Below are 24480 nucleotides of genomic sequence, written 5' to 3'. Positions count from 1 at the left end.
AGGGGCCGGGTCACCGGGACGTCGTCGTGGCCAGTGTCTCGGCGGTGACTTCGGTGTGGTGGCAGGCGATGTCTCCGCTCGGCACGCTCTCCGTGCACAACTGGCGACGTTCCGGGTCCAGTTGCGTATGCACGGGGCACCTGGACTGGAACACACAGCCCCGCGGAGGGTCGGCCGGGCTGGGCAGATCGCCCTTCAGCCGGATCCGCCCGCTCCGGTCCGCCGCCGGGTCGGGCTGCGGTACGGCGGACAGCAGCGCCCGCGTATACGGGTGTTCCGGAGCGCCGAAGACCCTTGAGGTGTCTCCGTATTCCATGATCTTGCCGAGGTACATCACCGCGATGCGGTCGGCGAAGTGCTGGACCACGGACAGGTCGTGGGCGATGAAGAGGTAGGCCACCCCGGTGTCCCGCTGGATGTCCTCGAGGAGGTTGATGACCTGCGCCTGTACCGAGACGTCCAGCGCGGACACGGGTTCGTCGCAGATGATGAGCTGCGGGTCCAGGGCGAGCGCCCGGGCGATGCCCACGCGCTGCTTCTGGCCGCCCGAGAACTCGTGCGGGAAGCGGTTGTAGTGGTCGGGGCGCAGGCCCACCCGGTCCATCAGGTCCCGCACCTTGGCCTTGACGCCGCCGGCCGGCGTGATCCGCTGGGCGAGGAGCGGTGCGGCGATCGCGCTGCCCACGGACTGGCGGGGGTTGAGCGAGGACGAGGGGTTCTGGAACACCATCTGCACCCGGCGCCGGTATTCCTGCAGTTCCGACCGGCGTAGCTCGGCGATCTCCCGGCCGTCGAGCCGGATGCTCCCGGACGTCGGCTCGAGGAGTCGCATGAGCAGTCGGCCGGTGGTCGACTTGCCGCAGCCTGACTCCCCCACCAGGCCGAGGGTCTGTCCGGCGTCGACGGAGAAGCTGACGCCGTCCACGGCTTTGATCGCGCCGCCGCCGGGCCTGAAGGCGCGGGAGCGGATCGGGAAGTGCTTGGTCAGGTCGGTGACCTCCAGCAGCGGCGTCATCGGGCCGCCTCTCCGGTCGGTTGCAGCGTCTCGAGGTGGCACCGCGAGGGGTGCCCGTCGATGCCGGTCAGTGTCGGGCGGCGCGTACCGCAGGCGTCGTCGGGCACCAGATGCGTCTTCGGGCAGCGGTCGGCGAAGAGGCAGCCGTCGGGCAGCGCCAACAGTGAGGGCGGGAAGCCCGGGATGGGGTTGAGCCGCTCGGACCGCTGCGCCAGCGACGGCATCGAGGCCAGCAGCCCCTGGGTGTACGGGTGTCGCGGGTCCTTGAAGAGGTTCGCGACGGTCGCCTGCTCCACGCACTCGCCGCCGTACATCACCACGACCTGGTGACACACCTCGGCGACCACGCCGAGGTCGTGGGTCACCAGGATGACGGAGGTCCCGGTCTCGTCCTGCAACTCGTTCAGCAGGTCGAGGATCTGGGCCTGCACGGTGACGTCGAGGGCTGTGGTGGGTTCGTCGGCGATCAGCAGCTCGGGTTCGCAGACAAGGGCCATGGCGATCATCGCGCGCTGCCGCATACCGCCGGAGAACTCGTGCGGGTAGGCCGAGTAGCGGCGCTTCGGGTCGGGGATTCCGACGCGGCCGAGCATGTCGACGGCGACCTGTGCCGCGGCCTTCTTGGACACGTTGTTGTGCACCCGGTAGGCCTCGGCGATCTGGGCGCCGACGGGGTAGAAGGGGTGCATGGCCGACAGCGGGTCCTGGAAGATCATCGCGATCTTCTTGCCGCGGTAGGCGCGCATCTGCGTCTCGGTGAGCGTGTTGAGGTCCTGTCCGTCGAGGAGGATCTGTCCGGTGACGGCGGCCGTGGTGTCCTTGAGCAGGCCCATGAGCGCCTGGGACGTGACGGTCTTGCCGGAGCCGGATTCGCCGACGATTCCTACGGTTTCCCCACGCGCGAGGGTCAGGTCCATCCCGTTGACGGCGTGCACGACGCCGTCGTCGGTCGGGAAGGACACCCGTAGATCGCGGATTGCCAGCATGGGCGCGGCTTCGGGCGTGGTCATCAGGCGACCCTCACTCGCGGGTCGATCACCGCGTAGGCGATGTCGACCACGACGTTGGCGACAATGATGAAGAACGCGGCCATCATGGTGATGGCCATGGTGACCGGCAGGTCGCCGGCCTGCGCGGCGTGCACCGCGGTGAATCCGACGCCGGGCACCGAGAAGATCTGCTCGGTGAGTACGGCGCCGCCGAGCAGCCCGCCGATGTCGAGGCCGAGCATGGTGACGACCGGAGTGATGCCGGCTCGCGCGCCGTGCTTGAACACGATGTTGCGCCGGGACAGTCCCTTCGCGCGGGCGGTGCGCATGAAGTCCTCGCCGAAGGTCTCGAGCATGTTGCTGCGGGTGACCCGGATGTACTGCGCGCTGAACAGAACGGCCAGCGCCACCCATGGCAACAGGTAGTTCAGGAGCCAGCCGCCGGGACCCGCCGCGTCGAACGGCGTGGCGATCTCGTTGGTGGTGAACGGCAGCAGGTCCAGCGTGCTGACGAACAGGAGCAGCAGCAACAGGCCGGTCACCGGAATGGGCAGCGAGACGCCGACGGAGGCGCCGCCGACGATCAGCTTGTCGGCGAACCGGCCCTTGCGGAGCGCCGCGAGCAGGCCGAGGCCGACACCGGCGATGGTCCACAGCACGATCGCACCGCTGGCCACCGACAGTGTGTACGGCAGGGCCCGGCCGATGATCGTGGTGACGTCCTCGTTGGTCTGGAACGACTTGCCCAGGCACGGCCAGTTGCACAGGGTCTCGGCGCCGGGTGCGCCGACCGTGTGGCTGCCGACCAGCCCCGACATGTACGTGAAGTACTGGGTGAGGAAGGGCTTGTCCATCCCGAGCGCGACCCGGGCCTCGGCGATGCGCTGCGGTGTGCACTCCTGACCGCAGGCCGCCGCGGCCGGGTCCGCCGGGCCGAGCTGGAACAGACTGAACGTCACGAAGCTGATGACAAACAAGAGCACGATCATCGCGACGAAGCGCCGCATCAGGAAACTGGTCATGGGTGCGACCTGCCGGCTCGGGATGAACTCACCGTTCGATTACCTCTCTTGTGCAGCGGGCGTCAGTGCTCGGCGCCGACGATCGACAGGTCTATGGCGCCGAAGAAGTACCCCATCTGGGCGCCTCGGACCTTGGAGCCGACCACGCTGCTGGTGTAGCTGCGCACCAGCGGGACGAGCGGGTAGGCCTGCATGGTCCGGTCGAAGAGGGTGGCCCACTTCTTGCCCAGTTCCTCGCTGGTCCCGTTGGTGCCGCGGAGCTTGTACATGTCGCGGGCGATCTTGGGGTCGTGGAAGCGCGGGATGTTGGAGAAGCCGTAGGTCTTGCCGTCCAGGCTCGGCCCCACGTTCGGGTCTACGGTGGTGCGCACCGAACCGCTGTCGGCGCCGCCGCACCAGCCGCTGCGGGCGATGTCGGGCATCTGGTCGCCTGCCAGCACGGTGTAGTAGTTGGCGGCCGGGATCGGGCGCAGTTGCAGGTCGATGCCGAGCTTCTTGAGGTTCTGCTGGAGCACGGTGCCGACGTTCTTGTAGCGGGCGTTGGTGTCCGCGTAGCCGTAGACCAGCTTCTTGGGGACCTTCTTGCCCTTCAGGAGCTTCTTGGCCTCGTCGAGTTTCGGGTTGCCCGCGGGGTCCAGATCGGTGTGCTGCGCGACGTAACCGCGCTGGGCCGGGTTGATGTACGACTGGGCCACCTTGCCGAAGCGTGCGCCGCCGTACTGGACCTGGATGGAGCCGCGGTCGATGGAGAGTGCCATCGCCTTGCGGACGTCGGGGTCCTTGACGGTCTCGGTGTTGAAGTTGAGCACGTCCGTGCAGCCCAGCAGACCGGCCGCGGTGCGCTTCTTGACCTTGGGGTCGTTGAGCTTGGCCGCGTCGGACGCCTGGAGTCCGCCGTTGCTGTCCAGCGTGATCGCCGTCGGGTCCGAGTCGGCGAGCAGCTGCTGGCTGATCGTGGCCTGGGCCGTGGACAGCGAGAAGGTGAACGTGTCAGGCAGGGCAGGTCTGTTGGGGTCGGTCGCCGGGTCCCACTGGTCGTTGCGGACCAGCTTCATCGAACGCCCGCGGTCGTACGACTTGATCTTGTACGGGCCCGAGGAGACCGGGTGGTTGGTGTAGTCGAGCTTGGTGTCCTTGGCCTTCGGCACCGGCGCCGTGTTCGACCGCGACACCAGCGCGGGGAACTCCGCGAACGGCTGCTTGAGGTGGAAGACGACGGTGTGGTCGTCGGGAGTGTCGATCGCCTTGAAGTCGCCGCCGGCGTACGGGCCCTTGTAGCCGTCGTCGGCCAGGGCCGAGTTCAGCTCCTGCGGTGCCTGGGTGTAGACGTCGCGGGCGTAGGTGCGCTCGACGCCGTACTTGATGGCCTTGCTGGTGATCGGCGTGCCGTCCTCGAACTTCAGCCCCTTCTTCAGGGTGTAGGTCCAGGTGAGGCCGTCGGCGGAGGCCTTGCCCAGGTCGGTTGCCAGGTCCGGCACGATGGTCGGCGGCCGGCCGGCGGTCTCCTTGGCCATGGTCAGGGTGCGGTAGTACAGCTGGCCGACGTTGGCGGTCTGTACGTAGTTGCTGTTGCCGGGGTCCAGGGTCTGGAAGTCCGAGGACATCAGGACGTTGATGTTCCCGCCCTTGGCGGTGTAACCCTTGCCGACGGTCACCGGCGCGTAGGCGTCCGCCTTGGCGCCGGCCCGGTCACCGGGGGTGGGCTTGGGGCCACCGCAGGCGGTGAGGGCCAGCCCGGCACTCACCGTCAGGGCGAGCGCCGCCTTGGTGCTTCGATTCACTGCGTCTCCTTGCGGACGGGAAAGGGATGGCGCACGTCTGGGGCCGACCCGGGGTGCGCCACGGTGGATCAGAGGTGGGTGGATCAGCTCCGGGACGACTTCGGGTCGAGGGCGTCCCGGACCGCGTCGCCGAGCAGGTTGAAGGCGAGCACGGTGATCACCAGTGCGCCGGCCGGGACGGCCAGGAACCACGGGTCGGAGAGGTACCAGTTCCCCGACTGGGCCGCGTTGAGCATCTGGCCCCAGGAGGGCGTGGGGTCCTTGACCCCGACGCCGAGGAACGAGAGGGCCGCCTCCGCGGTGATGTTGGTGGGGATCATCATGGTCGCGTAGACCAGCACGACCCCCATGACGTTCGGGATGATCTGCCGGAAGATGATGCTCCGGTGGGAGGCACCGTAGGCCTGGGCGGCCTCGACGAACTCCTGCTGCCGGATCGAGAGCACCTGGCCACGCACGACTCTCGCCAGGTACGCCCAGCCGAAGAAGCCGAGGATGATCACCAGTGAGGCGATCGGCACCAGGCTGCCCGAGTCGAGGGAGGTGCCCCGCAGCCGGGACTGGAGGATCGGGGTCAGCGACAGGACGAGCAGCAGGTGCGGGAAGGCCAGGAACAGGTCCATCACGCGGCTGATCACCATGTCGACCTTGCCGCCGAAGTATCCGGCGGCCGCGCCGAGCACGGTGCCGAGGACCACCGACACCACGGTCGACAGCAGCGCGATGGTGAGGGAGATCCTCGCGCCATAGGCCATGCGGGCGAAGATGTCGCGCCCGAGCCCTGGTTCGAGACCGAGCCAGTGGTCGCCGGACGGGAAGCGGTAGTACGACAGCGGCAGGCCCGGTGTGTCGAAGTCGTCCAGGAATTCGGGCCCGGTCCTGGCGCTGAACGGGTCGGAGCCCTCGATGGCCACCAGCACCGGGGCCAGGATGGCGAACAGCACCATCAGGGCCACCACGATCAGCGCGGCGACGGCGATCCGGCTGCGCCGAATGCGAAGCCATGCGGTGCCGAGCAGCGATCGCGCGGTGGCGATCTCGGCGGTCGGCTCGCGCTCGGTTGGTGCGGCCTCGGACTCCGGTGAAGGCAGGGTGGCCACCTGCCCTTCGGAGGGCTCCGGCGCGCTGGCGCGGCGCGTCCGACTCGGCGACTCATGCGGATCCGGCACGTCGATCCTTCGGTGCTCGGGGGTGTGGGTGGCCGGAACGGTATACCAAGCATCGTGGTTTCCACCAGGGTGATCCGACATCCGGTGCAGCTCCGTTGCGCAGCCCACAAATCGGCCTTACTTCCCTTGTCATCGGCGGGTTATGGTCATGCGCAGCGCGGTGCGAGCCCGGCGCCGGCGACCTGCCCGATGGTGCGGCGCAGCCCTTTGCACCCCGAGACTTCGGCGGCCGATCCGCCTACTTGGTGTACCAAATCTGAGAGGGATGTCGATGAGAACCTTGGTGACCGCTTCCTGGGTGATAGCCCACGACGGACGCTCACACGTGGAGGTCCCGGACGGTGCCGTGCTGATCGACGGCGACACCGTCCTCGACGTGGGTGCGCGCGCCGAACTGGCGCGCCACGAGGCCGACGAACACATCGACCTCGGTGACGCGGTGATCACCCCTGGCCTCATCGACCTCGACGCTCTCACCGACATCGACCACCTGATCCTGGACTCCTGGGCGTCCCCGGAGCTGTCCTCGGGCTTCACCTGGTCGACGGACTACTTCGCCGCGCCCCGCGCGGTGTTCGACGCAGCGCAACGGCGCACGGTGCGCGAGTACGCGCTGACCCAGCTCGCCCTGCACGGCGTCACCAGCTACATGCCGATCGCCTCCGAGGTGCACAGCGACTGGGCCGAGACGTACGAGGACTTCGTGGCGATGGCCGAGGTGTCCACGAAGCTGGGTCTGCGTGCCTTCCTCGGGCCGTCGTTCCGGTCCGGGGTCAACGTGATCGGCGCGGACGGCAAGCGCACCGTGCAGTTCGACGAGAAGGCGGGCCGGCGCGGCCTGGCCGACGCGCTGCGCTTCCTGGACCACACCACACAGCTCGCCGACCCGCTGGTGACCGGGGTCCTGCTCCCCTGCCGGATCGAGACGCTCACCCCGGACCTCCTGCGCGACGTCGCCCGGGCCGCACACCAACGCGGCGCGCTGGTACGCCTGCACGCCCTGCAAGGCGTGTCCGAGCGCGACTTCATCCAGCACACCTACGGGCGTACGCCGCTTCAACTCATCGCCGAATCCGGGCTGTTGTCGGACCGGCTGATCGTTCCGCACGGAGTGGTGCTGGACGTGCACCCGGAAGTGCTCGGTGCCGACACCGGAGATGTCGCGGTGCTCGCCGACGCAGGTGTGTCGATCGTGCACTGCCCGCTGACCAACGCCCGGTACGCCCACAACCTGCATACGTTCGCCGGTTACCGGGCGCAGGGGGTGAACCTGTGCCTCGGCACGGACTCCTTCCCGCCGGACCTGATCCGGGGGATCGACGTGGGCACCCAGGTCGCCAAGATCCAGGCCGGCGACCTGGGCCAGGGACATCTCGCCGGCTACTTCGAAGCCCTCTGGACCGGTGGCGCGACAGCGCTGCACCGGCCTGACCTCGGTCGCCTGGCCGCGGGGGCCACCGCCGACCTCGCGGCCTTCGCCCTCGACGACTTCCGGATGGGCGTCACCGAGGATCCGCTGCGCACCCTCGTACTCAACGGCACCGCCCGCGACGCGGTCCTGACGATGGTCGCGGGCAAGGTGGTGATGCGCGACGGTGCGATCCCCGGCGTCGACCTTCCCGCGCTGAGGCGCGCCGGGCAGGGGCTCTTCGACCTGATGCGGGCGGCGTATCCGGAGCGGGACCATCGGCGTCGCCCGGTGGACGAGCTCTTCCCGCCGGTGTTTCCGCGGGGGTAGGGCACTTGGCCACTCCCCCTCGATAATCGCTGGCGCGGCACTCCGCCCCCTGGTGGGGTGTGAGGATGAACGAAGACAAGGAGAGCCGGGCGGCCGTGCCGACGCTGCCCACGCTGGAGCTCCGGCATCACGCCGTCATCGCGGGCGAAGACGGTGAGGAGCAGGTTGCGGCGTCCGTCGGTCCGGACGGGCAGGTCATCGCTTTGTGGTCGAAGCCGCGCGACGTCGCCGGACTCTCGGCCACTACGACCGGCCCCGGAGGCGCGACGTTCCCCGAACCGCGCGCGGCGAAAGCCGTCGACGCCCGCGTGACGGTGCATGCGCCGCACCCCACGGCCTCCGTTGAACTGCCCGGCCTGGAGCTCGCCCACGTCACCGTTCAGCCACTGCCTGGGGCGCGGGTGCTTGTCGTCGGCGCCCGAACCAGGTGGCGGCCGGAAGGCGCTGACCGTAACGCGATCGTCTACGACGCCGACGGCCGCGTGGTCGCCGAAGCCACCCTCGGCGACGGAATCTCGCACGTCTTCACCACGCACACCGGCGACATCTGGGTCGGCTACTTCGACGAAGGGGTCTACGGCAACCTCGGGTGGGGCAACCCGGGCACACCGGCGCCCATGGGCCAGTACGGCCTGACCCGCTTCTCCTCCGACCTTGAGACGCAGTGGCACTTCCCGTCGCACACATCCGAGCCGTGGGGAGCGATCAGCGACTGCTACGCACTCAACATCGACGGTGACGCCGCCTGGGCCTGCTACTACACGGACTTCCCGATCGTCCGCATACGCGACGGCGTGGTCACGTCCTGGCACAACAGCGTGGCCGGAGCCACGGCCCTCGCCGTCCAGGACTCACGCGTCGCCCTGCTCGGCGGCTACGGACCGCACCACGACCGGCTGTCCGTGGGCACCCTCGACAGTGAAGAGCTCCGCATCACAGCCGAGTACCGGATCGTGCTGCCGAACGGTGATCCCCTGCCGAAGTACACACAAGTGATCGGCCGCGGCCCGGACTTGCACGTCCTTTCGGGCAACGACTGGTACCGACTCAGCCTCAGGGACATCCCCCACGGCGCTCCCTGAGAGACTGCACGTCATGACCACCGCCACACGCAGCACCACTGTCGAGATTCCCACCGGGGACGGCACCGCCGACGCCTATCTCGCTCACCCCGACGACGACGCCGCCCACCCGGCCGTCCTGCTCTACATGGATGCCTTCGGGCTGCGCCCTCATCTCCGGGCAATGGCCGACCGGCTCGCCGCGGCCGGCTACACCGTGCTCGTCCCCAACGTGTTCTACCGTCACGGCAGGGCGCCGGTCGTGGCGCTGCCCGACTTCATCAGCGACGCCGAGCGACCGGCGCTGTTCGAGCAGATCGTCCCCCTCATGGGCGACTTGACCGCGGACGCGGTGGCAGGCGACTCCGCCGCGTACCTGTCCTGGCTGGCCGACTGCCCCGCGGCCGCCGCCGGGCCCGTCGGCGTCACCGGTTACTGCCTGGGCGCCCGCCTGGCCCTGCTCACCGCGGGCAGCCATCCCGAGAGGGTCGCGGCGGCGGCCGGCTTCCACGGCGCGGGGCTGGCCACCGACGACCCCACGAGCCCCCACCTCCTCGCCGGCCGGATCACCGCCGAGCTCTACTTCGGTCACGCCGACCAGGACCCGTCCATGCCACCCGAGCAGATCGAACGCCTCGACAAGGCGCTCTCCGCGGCGGGCGTCCGCCACCACTCCGATGTCTACACGGGCGCCCACCACGGCTTCACCATGGCGGACACCAACCGCTTCGACACCGAGGCCGCGGAACGGCACTGGGTCGCGCTCCTCGACCTGCTGGGCCGCAACCTCTGATTCTGCGTCGAGCAGCTGAGTCCGATCGCCTCCCGCGAGACTGCCCCGCTCGGAAGCGTGGGAGGCCCGGGAAGCGTAGGAGGCCTGGGATGCCTGAGCGGCCAACCGCGCAGCGTTCGTGCTGCCACCTCCAGGCCTTCGAGCTGCCCCGCTCCAGGTCCTCGTGCGATGGCCCGCCGCAGGTCGGCGGCGTACTGCGGGCCTGCCACCGGGTCCGGGGCGAGCGGATTGCCGTTCACGCCGGTCAGTTCGACGCCGGCCTCCAACAAGGCCTGCAGATAGTCGTGACGGGGCGAGCCGCCCCGTCACGAGGTCCTCGACAGGCAGGTGGGGTGACGGCAGGAATCCCATCGTTGCGCCATAGGCCTGTTGATGGCCTTCGCGCGAGCGGGGGTGGACGTTCCCGGCGAGGTGTCGGTCGTCGGCTACGACGACAGCCACCTCTCCCACCTGATGCCCATCGGCCTCACGCCCGTCCGCCAGGACGCCCTCCTCATGGCCGAACACGCGGCGCGCTTCGCCGTGGAGCGCCTGGAGAAGGGTGAGTTGACGCCGAGGGAGGCGGTACTCGATCCGAAGCTGGTGGTACGAGGGACGAGCGGGCCGCCGCGTAGTGGCTGACGAACCGGGCCGCCACCATGTATTCGTGCGCCGCCCTTCAGGCCGCGACCGTCCCGCTCACCTAGCGCGTCGCCGCCTGGAACGTGCGCCGGTATGCCAGCGGCGAGACGCCGATCGCGGCGTGCAGATGCTGCCGCAGTGACGCGGCCGTCGCGAAGCCCACTTCGCCGGCGATCCGGTCCACCGGCAGATCGCTGGACTCCAGCAGGTGACGCGCCCTCGCAACCCGCTGCTGGGTGAGCCACCGGCCCGGGCTCATCCCGGCCTCGTCCCGGAACCGCCGGGCGAACGTACGCAGGCTCATCTGCGCATGGTCCGCGAGTTCGGCCAGCGTCAGCGGCAGGTCGAGGTGGTCGAGTGCCCACTCCCTGGTGGCTGCCGTACCGGCGACGGACGCCTCGGGAACGGGCTGCTCGATGTACTGCGCCTGACCCCCTTCGCGCCAGGGCGGCACCACACACCTCCGCGCCACCTGGTTGGCCACCTCGGCGCCGAAGTCCTGTCGTACGACGTGGAGGCAGACGTCCACGCCGGCGCCCGCGCCGGCCGAGGTGAGGATGTCGCCGTCCTCGACGAAGAGCACATCGGGGTCGAGCCTCACCTGCGGGAAAAGACGCCGGAACCGGTCGGCCAGGACCCAGTGCGTGGTGGCCCGACGGCCGTCGAGCAGGCCGGCCGCCGCGAGGACGAAGGCGCCGGTGCAGATGGACATGATGCGGGTGCCGGGCGGGATGTGCGCGAGCGCGGCGGCCACCGGGTCCGGGAGCACGGTCCCGTTGGGCGGGTACTCGTCGACCGGCGGGATCACCACGGTGTCAGCCTCGGCCAGCGCTTCGGGGCCGTGCTCGACGGTGATCAGGAAATCGGCGTCCGTGCGCACGGGACCACCGTCGACGCTGCAGGTGCGGATCTCGTACCGGCCGTCCGCGGCGCCGAAGATCCGCCGCGGAATGCCCAGCTCGAACGGGTGCACCCCGTCGAGCGCCAGCACCACGACCCTGTGCACGCCACTGACGCGCCTGGCGTCACCGACACCACTGCCACCGCTGCCACCACTCATGGCACGATCCTATCGAATGGTGGCAGTCATGCCATTTTCTCGGACGGTCGGCCACGGCACGCTGGAGCCGTGAGCACTTCAGAGAACACCGCACCCACCACGCCGGTCACGCCCGCCGCCCCCACCATGCGGGCCATCAGCCAGGACACCCTCGGCGGCCCCGAGGTACTGAAGGAGGTCGAGCGCGAACGCCCGGTACCGGGACTGAGCGAGATCCTTGTCAGGGTCCATGCCGCAGGCGTCAACCCGACCGACTGGAAGCACCGGGAGCACGGCATCTTCCTCGGCGAACCGCCGTTCGTCCTGGGCTGGGACGTGTCCGGCGTCGTCGAGGAGACGGGTCTCGGTGTGACCCTGTTCAAGCCGGGCGACGAGGTGTTCGGCATGCTGCCCTACCCGCACGGCGTGGGTTCGCACGCCGAGTACGTCACCGCGCCCGCCCGCGCGTTCGCGCTCAAGCCGTCCGAGGTCGACCACGTGCAGGCGGGCGCCATTCCGCTCGCCGCTCTGACCGCCTGGCAGGCCCTGGTCGACACCGCCCAGGTGCAGCCGGGGCAGCGCGTCCTGATCCACGCTGCGGCCGGCGGCGTCGGCCATCTCGCCGTGCAGATCGCCAAGGCGCGCGGCGCGTACGTGATCGCCACGGCCAGCGCGGCCAAGCACGACTTCGTGCGCGGTCTGGGCGCCGACGAACTGATCGACTACCGGACGACCGACTTCAGCGAGGCGGTCCGCGACGTGGACGTCGTCCTGGACACCATCGGCGACGACTACCGCACCCGGTCCCTGCCCACGTTGCGCCCGGGCGGTCTGCTGGTCTCCATCCTGCCGACCGGCACCACGGAGCTGGCCGAGGAGGCCGAGCGGGTCGGCGTGCGGGCCGTGGAGATGCTCGTGGAGGCCGATCACGCCGGAATGAACGCGATCGCGGACCTGATCGCCACGGGCAAGCTCCGCGCGACGATCGCCGACACCTTCCCGCTCGCCGAGGCCGCCAAGGCACACGAGCTGGGCGACACCGGCCGCACGACCGGCAAGCTGGTCCTCGTCGTGCGCTGATCGCGTCCGCTCGTCCGTCAGCCCATGGACGGGTCGCCCTTGATGAGGGCGAAGGTGGCGCCGAACGGGTCCTTCACCATGGCCAGGCGGCCGACGCCCGGCACGTCCATGGGCGGGAAGAGCGTCGTGGCACCGCGCTCGGTGGCGGCAGCGTAGGTCGCGTCGCAGTCCTCGACGCCGAAGTACGGGTGCCACTCGGCGCCGGACCCGGCGTCGAGGTTCTCCTGCTGGAGCTGCAGGATGCCGCCGTGGCCCGCCTCGCCCACGTCCGCGGAGCCGGCCGGGGCGACGACCGTGTACTCGGGGCCGGCCCCGCCCGTCGGCATGTCCTGGTACAGCCAGGAGAACACCTGGCGGTAGAAGTCCTTGGCCGCGCCGGCGTCGGTCGCGTAGAGCTCGGTCCAGCACAGGGCGTTGGGCTGCATGACCGTTTCGAGACCCTGGACGTCACCGGGCTGCCAGACCGCGAACTGTGCACCGGCCGGATCGGTGAAGGCGGCCATCCGCCCCGAGGTGAAGACATCACCCGGGGGAACGCGGACCGTGCCTCCGGCCGCCTCCACCGCCTTGGCGACACCGTCCGCGTCGGGGGTGTGGAAGTAGATCGTCCAGGAAGGGGAGGCACCCTCCTCGGTCAGCGGACCGGCGGCGGCCACGTCCTTGCCGTCGAGCTGGAAGAACCCGTAGCCGCCCCCTTCCGGTCCCGCCGACCGGAAGATCCAGCCGAACACACCGCCGTAGAACGCAGCGGCCGCGTCCACATCCGGCACACCGAGGTCGAGCCAGTTCGGCGCGCCCGGTACGTACGTCGTCGAAAGCATGATCAGGCCTTTCGTGTACTGACGAATCCCGATGCAACGCAGCATGGCAGCCCGCACTGACAATCGCCGTTCGGCGCAGGTTGCAGGCGGTGCCGGTTACCCGAACTGGCCGGGCTGGTAGTCGCCGGCGGGCTGCTGAACGAGGACGTTCACGCGGTTGTAGGCGTTGATCAGGGCGATGAGGGACACCAGCGCGGTGAGCTGGTCCTCGTCGTAGTACTTGGCCGCGTTCGCCCAGGCCTCATCGGAGACGCCGCCACCCGCGTCGGCGATACGGGTGCCCTGCTCGGTGAGCTCCAAGGCGGCGCGCTCGGCATCGTTGAACACCTTCGCCTCGCGCCACGCCGCGACCATGTTGAGGCGCGTCTGGTCCTCCCCGGCCGCCGTGGCGTCCTTGGTGTGCATGTCGGTGCAGAAGCTGCAGCCGTTGATCTGGCTGGCGCGGATCTTCACCAGCTCCTGCGTGGCAGCCGGAAGCGTCGAGTCCGTCACCACCTTGGCGCCCGAGTTGATGTGCTTAAGGACCTTGGCCCCGACGTGGTTGGCGAAGAGGTTCAGGCGGGCTTCTTCCATGGCGAGCTCCTAGTTCGTGCCGGTGGTTACATCCCTCTGACGGAGCGGCTCGGCACGATGTGACGAGTCCGGATGTGACGCGCGCCACACAGGCCTTCCGGGCCCGGGCGCCTGCCGCGAGAGCCCAGCCCTCGGCGTCCCGTTAGGCAGTCTGCACGTCCGGCCCAGGTACCGCATGACGGGAGCGCTGATCACGGAGAGGGAAGGAGGGGGGAGAGAGCGGCGCCGGGTTCCGCCGTTCGTCAGCGGATACCAAGTGCCGTCCGGCAGACCGCGCTCGGCCGGACCCCGGTAGCTTGGCCCTATGCCCTCTGCACTTGTTGTTGGTTATGACCCGGAGGCGATTCCCGGCGTCGATACGGGAGCCCTTCGCAAGGGTCTTGACGAGGAGTTGGACCGGTTCGGCGAGCACGGCATCGATGCGGCCATGGCGCTGGTCGTGTTCGACGATTCCGCCGAGTCCGTCCTCGTGGCGGCGCTGACGGAGCGCCCGTGGGACGTGGTGGTCGTCGGCGGTGGGATCCGCAAGACCGAGCAGCTGCTCCCGCTCCTCGAAGAGATCATGAACCTGATCCGCATCCATGCGCCCCAAGCCGCGATCGCGTTCAACACGAACGGCGGCGACAGTGTCGAGGCGGCACAGCGCCGGCTGTGAGTCCGGCCGGCCCGAGAGTGGCGGATGGGACGGGAGCCCGACGCGGCTAGGAAGCCTTCGGCAGGTTCAGGTCGCGGTTGATGGCGCGGGCCGCGCGCTCGACGGTCGCGACGCCGTTCTCCATGGTTCGGTTGTCGTGGGAGAGCACGGCCATCCCGTAGTCGTGACCGCCTCCGGTGAACACGCCGACGCTGTGTACGCGCCAGCCGTTGGTCGAACGCGGCAGCCACCCGTTCTTGACGTGAACGGTCGCCGTCCCGGGCGCGCCGGCCGGCGTTCCCCAGCGCTGATCCGGGACGACACGGTTCATGAGCCGCAGGGCGTAGCTCCGGGAGCGCGCGCCGAGAACGCTGTTGTCCGAGGTCAGCAAGCGGAGCAGCTTCACCTGGTCGCCCGCCGTGATCTGGGTGCGACCCCACGCGCCCTTCGGTCCGGGCACGGTGTCCCGCATTCCGGCCAGGTTCAGGAAGTGCTGGATGCCGTCATGGCCGATCTGGTGCCAGAGGGCGTTCGTGGCGGCGTTGTCCGACTTGGTGATCATGGCGGTGGTCAGGTCGACCTCGCGGGAGGTCAGGTGGCGGTTCTCGTCGGCGACCTGGCGCAGCAGGGCTCCAAGAATCGTGACCTTGACCACGCTCGCCGAGTCGAAGGCCGTGTCGGCCCGGAACGCGCACGACGTGTCCGTGGTCCGGTCGTAGAGCGCGAGCGCAGAGGCCTTGCCGTGCCCGTGGAGCGAAGCGGCTATGTCGCGCTCCAGTCGGTCCGCCAGTCCGGGCCGATGCGAGGTGCACGTCACCGGGGAGCCTCCGACGCTCGTGGCGGCAGGACTCGTACCCGCGGTGCTCGCCTGTGCAGGGGTGGCGGCCATGAAGGCGGTGAGCGCCGAGCCGGCGGCCAGGGCCGCGGCGAGTCCCTGCTTTGCGCGCCGCGGCAGCGGCATGTGCGTTCCCTGCATGGAGGTTCCGTCCTGCTCTGTGTCTGCGGTCGCATCGGCAGCGGTGCTGACCCGTCAGCGGCGAGGTCCACGTCCTGCGACGAGGTCGGGGTTGCGGCCGATGCCCCACACCAGGGCTTCGCACCGACCGGTGCGCACAGTCCGTCCGTCACACTCGGTGAGCAGCGCTTCGTCGCGCGCCCGCCGGGCGGCCGGCGGTCGGATGAACGACCCGGATCCCGAATGACGGCGACGCTACAGGGACGGGGGCGGCGGCCGGGCGAAAAGTGAGTCGATATGCCCGCTATGGGCGTTTTAGCTGCGTGTGATGTTGTTCATGGATGAATTGACCACCGGGGCGGCAAACGACACGGGGGGAGCGCAGGGGGCCGAACAGAGCGCGTCCTTTGGGTGGTCGAACAGGCCTTACCCACATAGGCCGTTGAACAGGCCACCCACGTGCCACCCGCACGAAGCCGACACGCCCCACCCGCCCGAATACGCTTGTCCGCCCGTCCCAGCCCGCATTACCGTGCAGCGGTGGATCTCTTCTCACGTTCCTGGACGGCATTGCGCACCGCCGTCGCCGAAGTCCCGGACGAGGACTTCGAGCGGCCCTCCGGCTGTACGGGCTGGCTTGTGCGGGACCTCGTGTGCCACCTGGTCATCGGCGCCCAGGACGTCCTGATCACCCTGGTCACGCCGGCGGAATCCGAACCGACCGTGGACGCCGTCGCGTACTGGGGCATCGTCGAACCCCCGACCGGCGAGGACCCGCTCGACGCGCTGATCCCCCGGCTGGCCGCCGCTTACGGCGAGCCGCGGTGGCTCAAGTTCCACCTCGACGACGTCGGGTCCGCGGCGGGCCGCGCCGCCCAGCTCGCCGATCCCGCCGCCCGCGTCAGCACCCGCGACGAGGTACTGACCGTCGGCGACTTCCTGTCCGCGTACGTCCTCGAATGGACCTTGCATCACTTCGACCTGATCGCCCACCTGCCGTCGGCCGCGCAGCCTCCCGCTGAGCCGCCCGCCGAGGCCCTCGCAGCGGTTCGCGCGACGCTGGAGAAGATCGCCGGGACCCCGTTCCCCGTCTCGTTCTCCGACACGGACGCGCTCCTGGTCGGCACCGGACGTCGCACACCGACCGACGAGGAGAAGGCCGCGCTGGGCGACTTCGCCGCGAGGCTCCCGCTCGTCATCGGCTGAGCGGGCTCTGTCCACGGGGCGGGCGCGAGCGACATGACGTCGCGGCAGCGCGACGTCCGAATCCCGCCAGCGTCGGCTCACGCGGGCAGCGACTATCGGTAAGGCCGAAGGTGCCGGCCTGCGGCCGCACCTCCAGGGGCAGGACCTCGGGCCCGCCCCACCCCGCCCCGTTCCGCCGCGCGAGAGACCCCAGACTTGAACCAGCCGCACCAGCGCACCCCCGCCCCGGACACACTCTTCAGCGACCACGCACCGGCCGCCGGCGCGCCACCCCGCATCCCGTACGACCCAACCGTCCCGGCACTCAGCGAGCTCAACTGGGCCGATCTGTATGGCCGGTTGAACGACGAAGGCGTCGCCGTCACCCCGCCTCTCCTGTCCCGCACACAGTGCCAGGAGATCATCGACACGTTCGGGGAACCCGCGCTGTTCCGGTCCACCGTGGTCATGCAGCGGTACCAGTTCGGCCGGGGCACCTACAAGTACTACGCCGACCCCACCGCCGTACCGCTCGTCCAGACCCTCCGCGAGCGGCTCTACCCGCCGATGGCGTGGATGGCCAACCAGTGGGCGCCTCAGCTCGGCGAGCGCGCCTTCCCCGGCACGCTGGACGAGCTGATCGACGAGTGCGGGGGCAACGGGCAGAAGCGGCCGACCCCGCTGATCCTCCAGTACGGCCAAGGCGACTACGCCTGCCTTCACCAGGACATCTACGGCGACATCGTCTTCCCGCTGCAGATCGCCGTCATGCTCAACCAGCCCGGCGAGGACTTCACGGGTGGCGAGAACGTGTTCGTCGAGCAGCGCCCGCGCTTCCAGTCCCGCGCCATGGTGGTCAAGCCGCAGCTCGGCCAGGGAATGATCTTCCCGGTCCGGCACCGCCCGGTCCGCGGCACGAACGGTTTCCGCCGGCACCCCATGCGGCACGGCACGAACGCCGTCGAGTCCGGACACCGCAACACGCTCGGCCTCATCTTCCACAACGCCCGCTGACGGCCCGCGCTCGGCCAACCCACCCCACGCCGCCACCCCTCACGACAAGGCACCGACCCCCGTCAGGGCAATGTCCGAATCCCGCCAGACATAGCGGCGCATAAGGCGCAGAGTTGGCAGCAGGACATCACCTTACGAGGAGATCTGGAAGGAACAGACCCATGACCGTCTACACGACGCTCGACAGCCCGCTGGGTGAACTGCTGCTCGTGGGCGAGGAGTCGGCCACCGCGAAGGGCGGCACCGCACTCGCCGCGCTGACCGTACCGGGCCAGAAGAACGGCACCGTCGTCAAGGACGACTGGGCCGAGGACGCGGACGCGTTCACCGAGATCACCGCGCAACTGCGCTCGTACTTCGACGGCAGGCTCACGCACTTCGACATCGAGTACACCGGCAGCGGCTCGGAGTTCCAGCAGCGGGTGTGGAAGGCGCTGGAAGCCATCCCCTACGGCAGCACCCTGACCTACGGCGACGTCGCCGCGCGCATCGGCGCCCCGAAGGCCGCCGTCCGCGCCGTGGGTACGGCGATCGGCGCGAACCCGCTGCTCGTCGTACGCCCCTGCCACCGCGTGATCGGCGCCAACGGCGCCCTCACCGGATACGCGGGCGGACTTGAGCGCAAGCGGCAGCTTCTGGACCTGGAGGGCCTGCGGCAGACCGCATGAACGCAGGGTCCCTGAACGCCGCCCCCACAGCTCCCCCGGCTCCGAGGACACACACGTCGACGGAGCCGGGGTGACACCTTCGACCCGAGGATCCTCACCATGCTGGACACCACCCGCCTGACAGGCCCGGTCGCGGACCGCGTCGCTCACGAGGAGTGGGGCGCCCTGGCCGACGAGCTCAACACCTACGGAAACGCCCCGACGGGCCGGCTCCTCACACCCGAAGAGTGCCGTCGGATCGCGGGTCTCTACGACGACGCCGAACGCTTCCGCACCACCGTCGACATGGCCCGCCATCGTTTCGGCTCCGGGCAGTACCGCTACTTCACACATGAACTGCCGCACGTCGTACGTGAGTTGCGGGAGGCGTTCTATCCGCGGCTGCTGCCCATCGCCCGGGACTGGGCCGAGAAGCTCGGCAAACCCGCGCCCTGGCCCGACTCACTCGACGAGTGGATCGAGATGTGCCACACGGCCGGGCAGGACCGCTCGGCACAGATTCTGCTGCGGTACGGGCCCGGTGACTGGAACGCGCTGCACCGCGACGTGTTCGGTGACATGCTCTTCCCGCTCCAGGTCGTCATCGGCCTCGACGCACCGGGAACCGACTTCACCGGTGGCGAGTTCCTGATGACCGAACAGCGCGCCCGCGCACAGTCGAGGGGATCGTCCACCACCCTGCTCCAGGGCCACGGGCTGATCTTCACCACGCGCGACCGGCCCGTCGCCTCGAAGCGCGGCTGGTCCAACGCCCCCATGCGGCACGGCGTGAGTACCGTGCGCACCGGGCAGCGGCACACCCTCGGGCTCGTCTTCCACGACGCGGCATGAACCGTGACGGCCCGCCCGCCCCGCACGAGCGTGAGCGCAGATACACACTGCTCGGCCGGAGCGGCACGCCCTACCTGAGCACGACCCCGGGAACGCTCGGCGGGCACAGCCGCGGGCGCCTCTACGGGCGTCTGGACTGCCCGTCCGCGCTGCGGGCCATCTCCCGAGGCCACTACGTGAAGCACCGGGTGTTCTTCCCGGACGAGGCCACCGCCGTCGCGGCCGGATTCCGGCCGTGCGCGGTCTGCCTGCCCGAGGAGTACGCCAGCTGGAGAGCCGACCGAGAGAGCACCCACCACGCCATGAACAACCTCTCCGACCGGGAATCGTCCCGATCACCCCTGATCAGCCCTGCGGACCTGGCCGCGCACGGCGACCTGCCCCGCCCCTCGCCGCACACGGAGGCCGAACTCGCCGCACTCATACGCCTATTGACGCTCCCCATGTCCCGGATCGAGACCGTCACCGTGGGACACAGCCGTGACGAGGCGTCCCGCCAGGCCGCCGGCGCGTTCGCCACCGCCTGGGCCGCGCGGGGCGGCAAGGTGCTCACGACGGTCAACTGGCCCGAGAACGCGGCCTCCTGGCTGCAGCCGGCCACCCGGCTCACCGCCGGACTCCCCGACGCATGGGTGGTGGCCGCGGCCCCGCTCGGCTTCGCCCAACTGGCCCGCCGCCTGCGCCACTCCACCGACTGGGACCCGTCCCGCACCTACGCGTTCGCCTCCCTCAACGACTCCCGCGTGCCGGCACTCACCGGCCCGGACACCCTGCACGGCCTGCGCGGAGCGACCGCCGACGGGGGCACATGGGAGATCCGCCGCGGCTGGGTGAACACGTACGACCCCGCCGACCCGACCTCATGACCGGGACCTCATGACCAGCCGGCAACACCTCGCCGCGCGACGGAATGCGCGGCACTTCGTACAATTTGGCCCCGAACGATACCCTGCCCGGAACGCGCCGCGGTGGCGCCGAAGGAGTGTGCTCGTGCCAGGCCAACGATCCATCACCGAAGCCGAGAAGCTGGCGGAGGCGAAGCTCGGTGGAATGCCGGTCCGCCATGAACAGATGGCGGTGGTTGCCAACATCTACCGTGCCGCCTCGGCCGTCCGTCAGCACCTGGAGAACTCGGTCCTGCGCGAGTCCGACCTCACCTGGACCGCATTCGTGGTGCTCTGGGTGATCTGGGTCTGGGGTGAGTCGGAGACCCGCCATGTGGCTGAGGAGGCCGGTATCTCCAAGGGCACGCTCACCGGGGTCTCCCGCACGCTCGAGGCGCGGGGCCTGGTCCGGCGCGCCGGGCACCCGAACGACGGCAGGCTCGTGCTGCTCAGCCTCACGGACGAGGGCGAGGAGCTGATGCGACGGGTGTTCCCGAAGTTCAACGAGGAAGAGGCCTTCGTCGCCGGGCAGCTCAGCGACGAGGAGTGCCGCAGCATCGCGGACGGGCTGCGCAGGGTGGTGCTCCAGGTCGAGGAGCACGGCGAGGAGCGCCGGCTCGCCCTCCTGGACGGCGCCGAGCCCGCCCCCCGCCGCAGCGGGCGCCGCCCCAAGGCCTGACCGGCGCCACGGGAGGTGTCAGCCGTGAGCGCGCGCGGCCCGGACCAGGGCATCGAAGATGCCCTGCTGTGCGCCGTCCTCGTGTGCCGTGTCCTCCGGATGCCACTGCACGGCGGTGAACCAGCCACGCGCTTCCGGGAGTTCGAGCGCTTCCACTGTTCCGTCTCCGGCCCGTGCAGTGACACTGAGTCCGGAGCCGAGCCGGTCCACCCGCTGGTGGTGGTAGCAGGACGCGTCCACCTTCTCGGTCCCGGTGGCCTGTTCGAGAAGCGAGAGGCGCTCGATCGCCACCGGGTGCACGAGGTGCCGGTGCTCGCGTTCGGGACCGCCCATGTCCTGGTGCAGAGTGCCGCCGAGCGCGGTGTTGACCACCTGGAGTCCCCGGCAGATCGCCAGTAGCGGTATCGCGGCGTCCAGGGCCTGGCGGGCGAGTTCGAGGTCGAAGGCGTCCTGGGTGTCGTCGACGTCGTAGACGCTTGCGTGTGCCGCGGCGACTCCGTAGCGGTGCGGTGCGATGTCGCCGCCGCCGGGCAGCAGCAGGCCGTCGAAGCGGGCCAGCCGGGCGGCCACCTCGCCGGGGTCGGCGGTGCCGCCGGGTGCGTGCGGGTGGAGGGTGACCGGTTCCCCGCCCGCGTTCCAGACCGCCTCGATCAGGGCGCGGGCGTTGACCTCTGCGGCGTATCGAAGTGCCGAGGTGGAGGCGGCGAAGCGGGCCGGTACGGCGATGAGGGGTCGGGTCGTCACAGCTGGATCCAGGTGGTCTTGAGTTCGGTGTACTTCTCGAGCGCGTGGGCGGACTTGTCCCGGCCGTTGCCCGACTGCTTCATGCCGCCGAAGGGCACGGTGAGGTCGCCCTCCTCGTAGCAGTTGACCCACACCGTTCCGGCCTTGAGGGCGCGGGAGACCTGGTGAGCGGTGGACAGGTCGGAGGTCCACAGTCCGGCGGCCAGCCCGTACTCGGTGGCGTTGGCCAGCGCCACGGCCTCGTCGAGGTCGTCGAAGGTGAGCACCGACAGGACGGGCCCGAAGATCTCCTCGCGGGCGAGCCGCATCCCTGGGTTCACCTCGTCGAAGACGGTGGGCTGCAGGAAGCTGCCGCCGGTGTCGGTCAGGGTGCGGGTGCCCCCGGTGCGCAGTCGCGCACCCTCGCTCGTGCCCGTGTCGATGTGGTCCAGTACGCGGCCGAGGTGGGCCTCGCCGACCAGGGCGCCCATCTCGGTGGCGGGGTCGAGGGGGTCGCCGACACGCAGTTCGCCGGCCCGTCGCACGATCGCCTCGGTGACACGTTCGGCGACGGAGGTGTGGACGAGGAGGCGGGAGGGTGCGGTGCACATCTCGCCCTGGTTGAAGAAGATGCCCCAGGCGGCGGTCGCGGCCGCCTTCTCCAGGTCGGGGGCGTCGGGCAGGATGATGTTGGGCGACTTGCCGCCCAGTTCGAGCCAGACCCGCTTGAGGTTGGAGTCCGCGGCGTAGTGCAGGAAGTGCCGTCCGACGGCCGTCGACCCCGTGAAGGCGAGGACATCGACGTCCGGGTGCAGTCCGATGGCACGCCCGGCGGTGGGGCCGTCGCCGGTGACGACGTTCAGGACGCCGGGGGGCAGGCCCGCCTCGGTGGCCAGCCGCCCCAGTTGCAGCGCCGACAGGGGCGAGCTCTCGGACGGCTTGAGGACGACAGTACAGCCGGCCGCGAGCGCCGGGGCGACCTTCCAGGAGGCAATGGTCAGAGGGAAGTTCCATGGGACGACCGCGCCGACGACTCCGGCCGGCTCGCGGGTGACGAGGGCGAGCGCGTCGGGCGCGGTGTGCGGGGACTCGTCGGTGAGCTTGTCGGCCAACTGCCCGTAAAAGCGGAAGGTGTTGACGGCGGCACGCAATTCGATGTCGTACGCGTCCGTGATGGGTTTGCCCATCTCCAGGCTCACGGTGAGGGCGAGGCGGTCGCGCCGTTCCTCCAGGAGGTCGGCGAGGCGGAGCAGTGCGCGGCCGCGGTCGGCGGGGGCGAGGCGGGGCCACGGGCCGGCGTCGAAGGCGCGGCGTGCGGCGGCCACCGCGGCGTCGACCTCGGCCGCGCCACCGTCCGCGACCTGGGCGAGAATCTGTCCGTCACAGGGTGACACTGCCGCGTAGGTTGCGCCGCCGCCCGGTTCGTCGGAGCCGTCGATGTGGTGGAAGCCGGACAGGTCCAGCTCCTTGGCGCGGCTCAGCCACTCGTCGTGGGTGAGTTCCAGCATGGTGTGGCCTCCGGCTCACTGAATGTGTTTGAGGTCAAAGGAAATCGCGCCCGCTTGTCGGGGTGCGCCGGCGGCCTGTGCGCCGGCGCACCCCGAGAGAGAGCGGGCAGAGTCAGGCCGTCGCAGCCCGCGCACGAACCGCCCGGGCCGCGACGGCGCTCAATACGAGGACGGCCGGGACGCTCAGCACGAGCCAGGTCGCCGTCTCGGCCGAACCGCCGATGAGCGTCGTGAAGTTGGCCAGGATCACCCAGATCGCGCCCCCGATTCCGAGCGCGCCCAGGGCCGGTGCAATCAGCGTGTTCCAGGGGCGGGTGTCGAGGCGTTCCCTGCGGAAGAAGACGATCACGGAGACCGACGTCAGGAAGTACAGCAGCATCATCGCGAGGACGGCCACACCGCTGAACCAGGAGAAGAGGCTCAGCACGGGGTCCTTGCCGAGCAGCGCGAAGGGCACGACAAGGAGCAGCGCGAGCGTGGTCTGCACGGTGCCGGCGGCCCAGGGCGAGTGGCACCGGTTGAGCGTACAGAGTCTGCGCGGGAGCACCCCTTCGCGGCCGAGCGAGAACAGGTAGCGGTTGGCGGAGTTGTGGAAGGCGAGGATGCCGGCGAAGAGCGAGGTGGCGAGCAGGACCGGCAGGACGTCGCCCGCCCAGCCGCCGAACAGGTCCGCGACGGGCGAGAGGACGAACACCACGCCGTCGCCGCCCGCCAGCGCCTTGCCCGCGGCCGCGGTGGCGTGCGAGGCCCCGTAGGCGGAGACGAGCATCCAGGAGGTGAAGGCGAAGAAGCCGGTGACGACGGCGACGGACAGGTAAGTGGCGCGCGGAACGGTCTTCTTGGGCTCACGCGCCTCCTCTCCGTAGATCGCGGTGGCCTCGAAGCCGAACATCGATGCCACCGCGAACATCAGCGCGACCCCCGGAGCCCCTTGCAGCGCGGCCTTCGGCGAGAAGCTCTCGGCGAAGCCGAGTCCTTCCGGGCCGCCGCCCTTGACCAGGGTGACCAGCGCGAAGACGAGCAGGATGCTGAACTCGGCGAGGACGAAGACCGCGAGCACCTTGGCGCCCATCTCGATGCCGGCGGCGCCGAGCACCTGGACGATCACCATCGTGACCACGGCCCAGACCCACCAGGGCGCGTCGAGGCCCGTGTACTGCGCCACAAGCCCGCTCACGATGGACCCGTAGAGCCCGTACATGGCGGCCTGGATCGTGCAGTAGGCGAAGAGTGCGACACCGGCGCTGCCGGTGCCCGTGGTCCGGCCGAGGCCCCTGCCTATGTACGTGTAGAAGGCGCCGGCGTCCACGACATGGCGACCCATGGCGACGAAGCCGACCGAGAAGAGGAAGATCACCGCCCCGGCCACGGCGTATCCGGCCGGGGCGCCCGCGCCGTTGCCGAGGCCGACGGAGATGGGGAGGGCGCCTGCGATGCCGGTCAGCGGCGCCTGCGCGGAGAGGACGAAGAAGAGGATGCCCACGACGCCGAGGGCGTTGGACTTGAGCTTGCCTGCTGTGGGCGGGTCCTGCACGGTCTGTTGCCTTGTGACCGTCTGACTGTCCACGCGGATCACCTGCCGGGGATGAGGGAGAGCGATTCGTTTCAGGCCAAACGAGTTGCCCCATAGTCGGATGGGACTCGGCGTTTGGCAAGGCCCTGCGGGATGGTTCCGGCTGGGCTCCGCCTGTCCCCCG

At 69.9% G+C, this 24480-nt stretch carries 23 protein-coding genes and 1 pseudogene; 12 read left to right on the top strand and 12 right to left on the bottom strand.

Annotated features, from left to right (window positions below; genetic code table 11):
• Positions 1–10 precede the first annotated feature (10 nt).
• From CG723_RS13300 to CG723_RS13280, 5 genes are all read right to left on the bottom strand, one after another.
• Complete coding sequence (locus CG723_RS13300) at positions 11–1015, bottom strand: ABC transporter ATP-binding protein (RefSeq protein ID WP_100593472.1); 1005 nt, start codon at positions 1013–1015, stop codon at positions 11–13.
• Positions 1012–2025 carry an ABC transporter ATP-binding protein gene (locus CG723_RS13295; RefSeq protein ID WP_100593471.1) on the bottom strand — a complete coding sequence of 338 codons (1014 nt, stop codon included), beginning with the start codon at positions 2023–2025 and terminating at the stop codon, positions 1012–1014. The genes CG723_RS13300 and CG723_RS13295 overlap by 4 nt, the downstream gene beginning before the upstream one ends.
• On the bottom strand, positions 2025–3026 hold the full coding sequence (locus CG723_RS13290) for an ABC transporter permease (protein WP_100593470.1): 1002 nt from the start codon (positions 3024–3026) through the stop codon (positions 2025–2027). The genes CG723_RS13295 and CG723_RS13290 overlap by 1 nt, the downstream gene beginning before the upstream one ends.
• Positions 3027–3088: 62 nt before the next feature.
• Positions 3089–4807: an ABC transporter substrate-binding protein gene (locus CG723_RS13285; protein ID WP_100593469.1), complete on the bottom strand. Its 1719-nt coding sequence runs from the start codon at positions 4805–4807 to the stop codon at positions 3089–3091.
• Positions 4808–4890: 83 nt separating this feature from the next.
• On the bottom strand, positions 4891–5898 hold the full coding sequence (locus CG723_RS13280; protein WP_442802556.1) for an ABC transporter permease: 1008 nt from the start codon (positions 5896–5898) through the stop codon (positions 4891–4893).
• A 343-nt stretch (positions 5899–6241) separates the two neighbouring features.
• On the opposite strand from CG723_RS13280, the gene CG723_RS13275 reads away from it, so the two are divergent.
• From CG723_RS13275 to CG723_RS13260, 4 genes and pseudogenes are all read left to right on the top strand, one after another.
• Positions 6242–7714 (top strand): chlorohydrolase family protein, encoded by a 1473-nt coding sequence (locus tag CG723_RS13275; RefSeq protein WP_234374273.1) that lies wholly within the window; start codon positions 6242–6244, stop codon positions 7712–7714.
• A gap of 65 nt (positions 7715–7779) precedes the next feature.
• Positions 7780–8796 carry a hypothetical protein gene (locus CG723_RS13270; protein ID WP_100593466.1) on the top strand — a complete coding sequence of 339 codons (1017 nt, stop codon included), beginning with the start codon at positions 7780–7782 and terminating at the stop codon, positions 8794–8796.
• A 13-nt stretch (positions 8797–8809) separates the two neighbouring features.
• Positions 8810–9568 carry a dienelactone hydrolase family protein gene (locus CG723_RS13265; protein WP_100593465.1) on the top strand — a complete coding sequence of 253 codons (759 nt, stop codon included), beginning with the start codon at positions 8810–8812 and terminating at the stop codon, positions 9566–9568.
• Between the two features lie 351 nt (positions 9569–9919).
• Positions 9920–10189, top strand: a pseudogene (locus CG723_RS13260) (substrate-binding domain-containing protein); the annotation flags it as partial.
• A gap of 61 nt (positions 10190–10250) precedes the next feature.
• Here CG723_RS13260 and CG723_RS13255 read toward each other — a convergent pair.
• Entirely contained in the window at positions 10251–11249 is a 999-nt protein-coding gene (locus tag CG723_RS13255; protein WP_100593464.1) for a GlxA family transcriptional regulator, read from the bottom strand.
• 126 nt (positions 11250–11375) lie between these two features.
• Between CG723_RS13255 and CG723_RS13250 the strand changes: the two genes are divergently transcribed.
• Entirely contained in the window at positions 11376–12308 is a 933-nt protein-coding gene (locus tag CG723_RS13250; protein ID WP_100593862.1) for an NADP-dependent oxidoreductase, read from the top strand.
• Between the two features lie 17 nt (positions 12309–12325).
• Here the strand turns inward: CG723_RS13250 and CG723_RS13245 are convergent, their stop codons facing one another.
• A complete protein-coding gene (locus CG723_RS13245) occupies positions 12326–13129 on the bottom strand; it encodes a VOC family protein (RefSeq protein WP_100593463.1) in 804 nt (267 codons plus the stop codon).
• Positions 13130–13225: 96 nt separating this feature from the next.
• A complete protein-coding gene (locus CG723_RS13240) occupies positions 13226–13702 on the bottom strand; it encodes a carboxymuconolactone decarboxylase family protein (protein WP_100593462.1) in 477 nt (158 codons plus the stop codon).
• A gap of 304 nt (positions 13703–14006) precedes the next feature.
• Here CG723_RS13240 and CG723_RS13235 point away from each other — a divergent pair, with 304 nt between their 5' ends.
• Positions 14007–14357: a hypothetical protein gene (locus tag CG723_RS13235; RefSeq protein ID WP_100593461.1), complete on the top strand. Its 351-nt coding sequence runs from the start codon at positions 14007–14009 to the stop codon at positions 14355–14357.
• Positions 14358–14403: 46 nt separating this feature from the next.
• Here CG723_RS13235 and CG723_RS13230 read toward each other — a convergent pair whose 3' ends face one another.
• A complete protein-coding gene (locus CG723_RS13230; RefSeq protein WP_234374272.1) occupies positions 14404–15312 on the bottom strand; it encodes a serine hydrolase in 909 nt (302 codons plus the stop codon).
• A gap of 519 nt (positions 15313–15831) precedes the next feature.
• On the opposite strand from CG723_RS13230, the gene CG723_RS13225 reads away from it, so the two are divergent.
• The 6 genes from CG723_RS13225 to CG723_RS13195 all read left to right on the top strand — a co-directional run bounded on the left by CG723_RS13225 (position 15832) and on the right by CG723_RS13195 (position 20552).
• The gene (locus tag CG723_RS13225; RefSeq protein WP_100593459.1) at positions 15832–16497 is read left to right on the top strand and encodes a maleylpyruvate isomerase N-terminal domain-containing protein; all 666 of its coding nucleotides are present in this window, start codon (positions 15832–15834) and stop codon (positions 16495–16497) included.
• 195 nt (positions 16498–16692) lie between these two features.
• Positions 16693–17490, top strand: coding sequence for a 2OG-Fe(II) oxygenase (locus CG723_RS13220; protein WP_100593458.1), 798 nt, complete (start codon positions 16693–16695; stop codon positions 17488–17490).
• 161 nt (positions 17491–17651) lie between these two features.
• Complete coding sequence (locus tag CG723_RS13215; protein ID WP_100593457.1) at positions 17652–18158, top strand: methylated-DNA--[protein]-cysteine S-methyltransferase; 507 nt, start codon at positions 17652–17654, stop codon at positions 18156–18158.
• Positions 18159–18257: 99 nt separating this feature from the next.
• Complete coding sequence (locus tag CG723_RS13210) at positions 18258–18989, top strand: 2OG-Fe(II) oxygenase (RefSeq protein ID WP_100593456.1); 732 nt, start codon at positions 18258–18260, stop codon at positions 18987–18989.
• On the top strand, positions 18986–19855 hold the full coding sequence (locus CG723_RS45895; protein WP_107489198.1) for an Ada metal-binding domain-containing protein: 870 nt from the start codon (positions 18986–18988) through the stop codon (positions 19853–19855). Before CG723_RS13210 ends, CG723_RS45895 begins: the two co-directional genes overlap by 4 nt.
• Before the next feature lie 124 nt (positions 19856–19979).
• The gene (locus CG723_RS13195) at positions 19980–20552 is read left to right on the top strand and encodes a MarR family winged helix-turn-helix transcriptional regulator (protein ID WP_100593860.1); all 573 of its coding nucleotides are present in this window, start codon (positions 19980–19982) and stop codon (positions 20550–20552) included.
• A gap of 18 nt (positions 20553–20570) precedes the next feature.
• Here CG723_RS13195 and CG723_RS13190 read toward each other — a convergent pair whose 3' ends face one another.
• From CG723_RS13190 to CG723_RS13180, 3 genes are all read right to left on the bottom strand, one after another.
• Positions 20571–21296, bottom strand: coding sequence for a gamma-glutamyl-gamma-aminobutyrate hydrolase family protein (locus tag CG723_RS13190; protein WP_100593455.1), 726 nt, complete (start codon positions 21294–21296; stop codon positions 20571–20573).
• Positions 21293–22783 (bottom strand): aldehyde dehydrogenase, encoded by a 1491-nt coding sequence (locus CG723_RS13185; RefSeq protein ID WP_100593454.1) that lies wholly within the window; start codon positions 22781–22783, stop codon positions 21293–21295. The genes CG723_RS13190 and CG723_RS13185 overlap by 4 nt, the downstream gene beginning before the upstream one ends.
• Before the next feature lie 112 nt (positions 22784–22895).
• Positions 22896–24350 carry an APC family permease gene (locus CG723_RS13180; RefSeq protein ID WP_100593859.1) on the bottom strand — a complete coding sequence of 485 codons (1455 nt, stop codon included), beginning with the start codon at positions 24348–24350 and terminating at the stop codon, positions 22896–22898.
• Between the last annotated feature and the right edge of the window lie 130 nt (positions 24351–24480).

It is taken from the genome of Streptomyces sp. CB01635 (assembly GCF_002803065.1).
GTDB lineage: Bacteria > Actinomycetota > Actinomycetes > Streptomycetales > Streptomycetaceae > Streptomyces.
Note: the sequence above shows the minus strand (reverse complement) of the source record. Positions and strands in the feature narration are given on the sequence as shown.

Bases quoted from the DNA above. Each gene is read 5' to 3' on its own strand.
- CG723_RS13300 (WP_100593472.1), bottom strand. From the start codon at position 1,015: ATGACGCCGCTGCTGGAGGTCACCGACCTGACCAAGCACTTCCCGATC.
- CG723_RS13295 (WP_100593471.1), bottom strand. From the start codon at position 2,025: ATGACCACGCCCGAAGCCGCGCCCATGCTGGCAATCCGCGATCTACGG.
- CG723_RS13290 (WP_100593470.1), bottom strand. From the start codon at position 3,026: ATGACCAGTTTCCTGATGCGGCGCTTCGTCGCGATGATCGTGCTCTTG.
- CG723_RS13275 (WP_234374273.1), top strand. From the start codon at position 6,242: ATGTCGATGAGAACCTTGGTGACCGCTTCCTGGGTGATAGCCCACGAC.
- CG723_RS13270 (WP_100593466.1), top strand. From the start codon at position 7,780: ATGAACGAAGACAAGGAGAGCCGGGCGGCCGTGCCGACGCTGCCCACG.
- CG723_RS13265 (WP_100593465.1), top strand. From the start codon at position 8,810: ATGACCACCGCCACACGCAGCACCACTGTCGAGATTCCCACCGGGGAC.
- CG723_RS13255 (WP_100593464.1), bottom strand. From the start codon at position 11,249: ATGAGTGGTGGCAGCGGTGGCAGTGGTGTCGGTGACGCCAGGCGCGTC.
- CG723_RS13250 (WP_100593862.1), top strand. From the start codon at position 11,376: ATGCGGGCCATCAGCCAGGACACCCTCGGCGGCCCCGAGGTACTGAAG.
- CG723_RS13245 (WP_100593463.1), bottom strand. From the start codon at position 13,129: ATGCTTTCGACGACGTACGTACCGGGCGCGCCGAACTGGCTCGACCTC.
- CG723_RS13240 (WP_100593462.1), bottom strand. From the start codon at position 13,702: ATGGAAGAAGCCCGCCTGAACCTCTTCGCCAACCACGTCGGGGCCAAG.
- CG723_RS13235 (WP_100593461.1), top strand. From the start codon at position 14,007: ATGCCCTCTGCACTTGTTGTTGGTTATGACCCGGAGGCGATTCCCGGC.
- CG723_RS13230 (WP_234374272.1), bottom strand. From the start codon at position 15,312: ATGCAGGGAACGCACATGCCGCTGCCGCGGCGCGCAAAGCAGGGACTC.
- CG723_RS13215 (WP_100593457.1), top strand. From the start codon at position 17,652: ATGACCGTCTACACGACGCTCGACAGCCCGCTGGGTGAACTGCTGCTC.
- CG723_RS13210 (WP_100593456.1), top strand. From the start codon at position 18,258: ATGCTGGACACCACCCGCCTGACAGGCCCGGTCGCGGACCGCGTCGCT.
- CG723_RS45895 (WP_107489198.1), top strand. From the start codon at position 18,986: ATGAACCGTGACGGCCCGCCCGCCCCGCACGAGCGTGAGCGCAGATAC.
- CG723_RS13185 (WP_100593454.1), bottom strand. From the start codon at position 22,783: ATGCTGGAACTCACCCACGACGAGTGGCTGAGCCGCGCCAAGGAGCTG.